6 protein-coding genes and 1 pseudogene are annotated in these 5,974 nt (G+C 52.1%); 3 read left to right on the forward strand and 4 right to left on the reverse strand.

What is annotated here, in order from left to right; genetic code table 11:
* Positions 1-394: pseudogene (locus DI14_RS07625) on the forward strand (alanine dehydrogenase); the annotation flags it as partial.
* Positions 395-487: 93 nt separating this feature from the next.
* Here DI14_RS07625 and murB read toward each other — a convergent pair.
* A complete protein-coding gene (gene murB / locus DI14_RS07630) occupies positions 488-1,408 on the reverse strand; it encodes a UDP-N-acetylmuramate dehydrogenase (RefSeq protein ID WP_034807173.1) in 921 nt (306 codons plus the stop codon).
* Positions 1,409-1,563: 155 nt separating this feature from the next.
* Positions 1,564-2,214 carry a diacylglycerol/polyprenol kinase family protein gene (locus tag DI14_RS07635; protein WP_034807175.1) on the reverse strand — a complete coding sequence of 217 codons (651 nt, stop codon included), beginning with the start codon at positions 2,212-2,214 and terminating at the stop codon, positions 1,564-1,566.
* 148 nt (positions 2,215-2,362) lie between these two features.
* Here DI14_RS07635 and DI14_RS07640 point away from each other — a divergent pair, with 148 nt between their 5' ends.
* A complete protein-coding gene (locus tag DI14_RS07640; protein ID WP_034807177.1) occupies positions 2,363-2,986 on the forward strand; it encodes a DUF1836 domain-containing protein in 624 nt (207 codons plus the stop codon).
* Positions 2,987-3,046: 60 nt separating this feature from the next.
* On the opposite strand, the gene DI14_RS07645 is transcribed toward DI14_RS07640, so the two are convergent.
* Both DI14_RS07645 and DI14_RS07650 read right to left on the reverse strand, forming a co-directional pair.
* The gene (locus DI14_RS07645) at positions 3,047-3,526 is read right to left on the reverse strand and encodes a hypothetical protein (protein ID WP_034807179.1); all 480 of its coding nucleotides are present in this window, start codon (positions 3,524-3,526) and stop codon (positions 3,047-3,049) included.
* Positions 3,527-3,743: 217 nt separating this feature from the next.
* Positions 3,744-4,244, reverse strand: coding sequence for a restriction endonuclease (locus DI14_RS07650; RefSeq protein ID WP_235193423.1), 501 nt, complete (start codon positions 4,242-4,244; stop codon positions 3,744-3,746).
* A 121-nt stretch (positions 4,245-4,365) separates the two neighbouring features.
* On the opposite strand from DI14_RS07650, the gene DI14_RS07655 reads away from it, so the two are divergent.
* On the forward strand, positions 4,366-5,974 hold a 1,609-nt coding region (locus DI14_RS07655), incomplete at its 3' end, for a PAS domain S-box protein (RefSeq protein WP_034807181.1).

Raw genomic sequence — 5,974 nt, forward strand, 5'->3', positions numbered from 1 at the left:
GAAGCTCGTCACGAAAGAAATGGTCCAACAGATGTCACCCGGTTCGGTCATCGTTGATGTCGCCATCGACCAAGGCGGAATCTGCGAAACCATCGACCATATCACGACGCATGACGCGCCGACGTACGAGCGTTACGGGGTTCAACACTATGCCGTCGCCAACATGCCAGGTGCCGTCCCACGCACGTCGACACTCGGTTTGACGAACGCGACGATGCCGTATATCGTCGAGTGCGCACAAAAAGGGATTTTCCCAGCACTCCGCGAGAACGCAGCCTTGCTTAAAGGATTGAACGTCATCGACGGGACGGTCACGTATGAAGCCGTCGCCCGCGACCTCGGCTACACGTTTGTCGCTCCAGCCGAAGCCATCACGAAGCAACTACAAGCGTAAACGTAAAGCCGTCGGCATTGTTGCTGGCGGCTTTTTTGTTGTCCTCGTCCCATTCAAAAACGCTCGAACCAATCGGTTCGAGCGTTTTCATGCTTATGCGTTTTCGACGGCGATATCTTCACCGATGATTTTCACTTCTGGCTCCAAGTCGATTTCGAACTTCTCTTTCACCGTCGCTTGGACGTGACGGATGAGCGAGATGTACTCGGTCGCTGTCGCTTCATCGATATTGACGATGAATCCGGCATGTTTGAGTGAGACTTCCGCTCCACCGATCCGCTTCCCTTGCAGGCCACAGTCTTGAATCAATTTGCCGGCGAAGTAGCCCGGTGGTCGTTTGAAGACGCTACCGCATGATGGATACTCGAGCGGTTGCTTCGACTCGCGCTTGTACGTCAAGTCGTCCATGACGTCTTTGATCGCTTCATAGCCGAGCGGCTCGAGTTCAAACGTCGCTTCGAGCACAATCAACCCGTCTTTCGAAATCCGGCTCGTCCGGTAGTCGAGATCGAGCTCGTCTTTCGTAAGTGTCATGAGCTGCCCTTCAGGCGACAACACGACCGCACTCGTGATGACGTCTTTCGTTTCTCCACCGTAGGCGCCTGCGTTCATATACACCGCGCCACCGACCGTTCCCGGGATGCCACAGGCGAATTCTAAGCCAGATAACTCTTCGGTCAACGCTTGACGTGAGACGTCGATGATGGCCGCACCGGCTTGGGCGATCAGTTGATTCCCGTCTCGACGAATCGTTTTCAGTTCGTTCAAGTTTAAGACGATGCCACGAAGGCCTCCGTCACGGACAATCAAGTTCGACCCGAACCCGAGAATCATGAATGGGACGCTCTCGCGATGGGCGAGCTCAAGCACGGCTTGAACTTCTTCATACGTGTGCGGGGCCACGAAATAATCGGCCTGCCCACCTAATTTTGTATACGTGTGTGCCGACAGCGGCTCATCTTGCTTCACGCGATCGGCCGGAATGATAGTGAGTAGTTGATTTAAAAAGCTCATGCGTTGCCTCAATCCTTTACGTTCAATTTTAAAGCATGCCTCGGTTCGTCAAGAGAGAGGCAGGCACGTCACTGAATGATTTCAGTACGAAACACAGTATACAAATCTTTGACAGGGGTGACAAGAAACGTTTTCTTTACAATCGAGCAAAAGATTTACAACAATAATGATGTGGCGACAGCCACTACAATCGGAATTGTAAAGTTATCCCAATCTCGATACGAAATTGCTTCTGTGAGTGTGGCAACGATTGAAATAATGAATCCATATGTTACCACTTGCCAAAGTGGAATATCATCCCACAAAAATAATAAAAAGAGAACGGCATATGAACTGAGGAACATGGCCATACTGCCTTGGAACGAACGCTTTTGACCGTATAAGTCGTACGTCACCGTGCCATACTTGCGACCGATGAGCGCGGCCAGGCCATCGCCCCAAGCCAACACGAGCGATCCTGCCAAAAAGGCGAGCGGCTCTGATTCAAAGAAGAAGAACAGGATGACAAGCAAGGCGATCGGATAATAGACGGTGCCGAGCGATTTACGTTCCGTCTGATGAACCGGTGACGGACTCTTATAAAGAAGGAACGCGTTCGCGAACGTGAAAAAGACGAGCGGCACGGCGGCGACGTACCAAGTTTCCATTAACCAAACTGCAAGCAGCGACCAATGGCCGACCGCGATATGTACACTTTTACGAATTGTTTCGTCCGTCCAACCTAGACGCTTGCCGACTTGTTCGAGTCCGACGAGGAATACGAGGACGATGACGATCGATAAGATAGAGCTGACCCATTCATTCATCGATAGACCACCTTTAGCTACAGTTTTTCTACGTTTACATTATACCTTAATCGGGTCTGAACCTAGCTTCCTTTTCAAACATTTGGTAGAATGAGGTCAAATGACTGTATAGACGGCGAACGAAGCCGGCTATAGAAAGGGTGGCTTTATGCGCGACGCAATTTCGATTCAAACTTTGGCGGACTGCCTTCACTATATGCAAGTTGGTGACGTCGATCGGGCCATCGCCTTGTTCCCGGAAGAAGTCCGTGACCACTTTCCGAAAGAGCTCCGTAAAATCCATTTGTTTCATATTGAAAAGAACGGACTGTCCATCAATCAAATCGTCGCTCTCGCCAACACGTTGACCGGCGAGCATTTATCGGCGACCACGATTCAAAACTGGACGAAGCGCGAGGTGCGTAAAATTATCGGCGTCCCGCACGTCGGAAAGAAATATTCCTTGCAACAGGCGGCAATCATCTATTTGCTCGACGACTTGAAGCACTTGTTCTCGCTTGAAGAGACGAGCTCGCTGCTTGCGCTCATCTTTAACAACCCGGACCGTGATGAGGCCGACTTCATCTCGCCGATCGATTTTTATCGGTTATATGCCGAATATGCCAAGTCGACGAGTCCAATCGACTTGCTCGACACCCGGGCAAAACGCTCGGTCGAGAAAATGGGACACTCCCATCCGAACATCATCCACGTCTTGAAGCTCTGTTTGTACGCCCACCGCGTCACGACACTCGAGCTCGAGGCAAAACAATACTTGGGCCGCTTCATGTGATGAAGCGGTTTTTTGCATACAGAAAAGCACCAACCCGAAGGCTGGTGCTTGTCGTTACGTTCAGATAGAAACCGCAAGCGGCATCCGTGATTTGACGCTCAGCGTCTTCAAGACCGACAATAGTTCAAACATCGAGAGCTGGTCGGCTTCTTTCGTCAGACAGAAACTGTCGTCCTCGTGCTTGCGAAGCTCGGCGACTAACTTGCCCGCCTTGTCGCGTACACTGAACTTGTAGCGCTCGACGTCGTATTGAATCGTATAGAGCCCGCGTTCATAGACGTTGTACTCACACTTTTTCCCGAATAACGAGAATTTGTCTTTCAATTGACCAATCGCTTGCCCGTCGTGGTTCATCACGACCCATTTCTGACAGTTCGGGATATATTTCCCGAGAGCGATTTGTCGGCCAGACAAATTGTGCACTTGGACACTGCCTTCCGCGTCGCGGTGAACAGATCCGATCGCATCATTTGTCTCGTCATAAATGGTCGCTTCGCCTTGCGTAAAGACGCAACCTTTTACATAAATTAATTTGCGCACCGCTTTTCCTCCTAATACGTTCCAACCACGAATTTTCTATTTGTCCGGTTGGTCATTCTGTGAAACCCCAATGTTGTTTCGTGTAGCCGAATCTCTCTGTTCAACTACTACATATTTCATATGACGAAGATGATTATTGCACCTATTCGTGAAAAAGACAACCCCTTTTTCTTCGACACAATCCGTCATCTTGACAAACATGTGAAAACCGCCTGCCCTAGCGCTTAAACCCTGCTTCTTTCAACAGTTGCTCGAGCTCTGATCTTGCAATCAGACGAACTTGATTTGGTGCCGCCAATTCATAGGCACTTTCCGTATAAGACGAGTTCGTCACGACCCATCCCTCATCCACCCCATAGTATGGAACGGCCGCCGCCACTTGTTGGACCGCCTCGAGCCCGACGACTTTCTCGTAGCGCTTTGCCTGGACGGCGATTGACCAGCCGTCCGGTGTCTCGAGCAACAAGTCGGCGCCAAAGTCACGAGACGCCGGTGTGACGGTCACCTTGTAGCCGAGCGCGTGGAACACGTCCTCTAAAAACAACTCGAACTCACGTCCGTCCATGCGGTCGATTCGGTCAATCGTCGATAGGCGCTTCCGCCAGATGAGCCAGACGAGACCAAGTATGATTACCGTGACGATCGCCCAAACCGGGGCGTCCATCCACCAAAGCACAAGTCCGAGTATGAGACTCAAGCCCATTCCTTTCACGTTCATCGTCCTCTCCATCGTTCGTTCACTATTACTTTACCGTCTCTAGGCAGGAAAACAAAGGCACAGGTGTCGAATGGTATGAAGATGTACCCGTTTGATTTATAGAAGGAGGGATTACCCGTTGATGGAGAAAAGAGTGCATCTCCAGAACGACCTGTTGCATGCTTTGCCTTACGGTGTCGCCTTAATTCAAACAGACGGCACGATCGTGCAAGCGAACCGACCGTTCTTAAAACAATTTCCTGAAGATTTACAGACGCGTTCAAACATCTTTCATATGGTCAATCAATCCCCGATTACGATGGAGCTGTCGCGCCGGATGGAACAAGGACTCCCTTGGATGTACGAGATGCCGACAATCCGCATCCACGCCATCCCGAACGGAGACGTCTATATTCTCTCAATCGAACCGCTCCCGCTCGATACGCGGGTGACGGTCCAACATAACGCCTTCGAAGCGATGATGCATACGGAGCTCGACATGGCGATGATCATGACCGATGCGAACTTGCTCATCAACCGATTCAATAAAGGGGCGACCGAGCTGTTCGGCTATGCCCCCCATGAAGTCTTATACGAGATGACCCCATTCGCCCTCTTCGAGTCCCGCGAATTGAGCGAGAAACGGACGCATTACCAGGACGAGACCGAACGCTTGCTATCGTTCGAACAGATGCTCCGCGTCGCACTCGATCGTGGCGACCGCGAATGGAAGTTTCAACGGAAAGACCGGACCCACTTCGTCGGGAAGCTGTTCATGCATCCCGTCTACGAGCAAGCCCGCGTCATCGGCTTCTTCTTCTTCGTCTTCGACGTCAGCCCGGAGATTGCGTTAAAAGGCGAGTTGCTCCATAAAGAACAGCGCTATCGGATGTTCGCTGAGTCGGTCATCGAAGCCGTTTTGTTCCATGAGGACGGGACGATTCTCGACGCCAACAAGGCGGCCGAGACGATTTTCCGCATCCCCGCTGAAGACATGGTCGGTCGCCAGACAATCGAGTTCATCGCCGAAGGCTACCGGGCCGACGTCTTGCGACGTATCCGCAACCATATCCAGACGCCGTACGAAGTCATCGGTCGACGCGAGGACGGCACGTTCCTCGAGATGGAAGTGTACCCGAAAGAGGTGACGTATCAAGGCCAGACGCTCCGCGTCGCCGTCATGCGTGACATTAGCGACCGTAAGAAAGTCGAACGGATGCTCGAGCGCGAGAAGAACGCCATCGCCCGCCAGCGCGATATCATCCAGTCGATTTTACAAGCGTCGAACGAGGCGTTCGTCTTGACCGAATCGAACGGCAGCGTCCTGTTCATGAACGTGCACGCCCGCCGTCTGCTCGACTTGCCCGGCATCGCCCCGAATAAGATGCAAGAGCGCATCCCGCTCTTGACGACGTTCCGACAACGAGACCGGACGGAGATGTTGAAAAAAGTCGACCTCCTGCTCGACGGCTCGGCCCACGAGGTATCGATGCGCTTCTCGATTCCGCAACCGAACGACCGGGATGAACAGTACTACGAGATGTACGCGACCGGTATGGACGCGAAGCGTCAAGTCGGCGTCGACAGTGGTTTCTTGTTCGTCTTCCGAAATCGAACCGAGGAAGAGCGGATGGACCAAATCAAGAACGAGCTCGTCAGCACGGTCTCCCATGAACTGCGGACTCCGCTCTCTTCCTTATCCGGCTATATCGAGCTCATGCAAAGTCGAGAGCTGACGCCGGAGAAACGAG

Origin of the sequence: Exiguobacterium sp. AB2, assembly GCF_000696055.1 — a bacterium.
GTDB lineage: Bacteria > Bacillota > Bacilli > Exiguobacteriales > Exiguobacteriaceae > Exiguobacterium > Exiguobacterium alkaliphilum.

What these genes read in the sequence shown, in the direction of transcription:
- DI14_RS07650 (WP_235193423.1), bottom strand. Translation starts at nt 4,244, where the DNA reads ATGAACGTGAAAGGAATGGGCTTGAGTCTCATACTCGGACTTGTGCTT.
- DI14_RS07640 (WP_034807177.1), top strand. Translation starts at nt 2,363, where the DNA reads ATGCGCGACGCAATTTCGATTCAAACTTTGGCGGACTGCCTTCACTAT.
- DI14_RS07635 (WP_034807175.1), bottom strand. Translation starts at nt 2,214, where the DNA reads ATGAATGAATGGGTCAGCTCTATCTTATCGATCGTCATCGTCCTCGTA.
- murB (WP_034807173.1), bottom strand. Translation starts at nt 1,408, where the DNA reads ATGAGCTTTTTAAATCAACTACTCACTATCATTCCGGCCGATCGCGTG.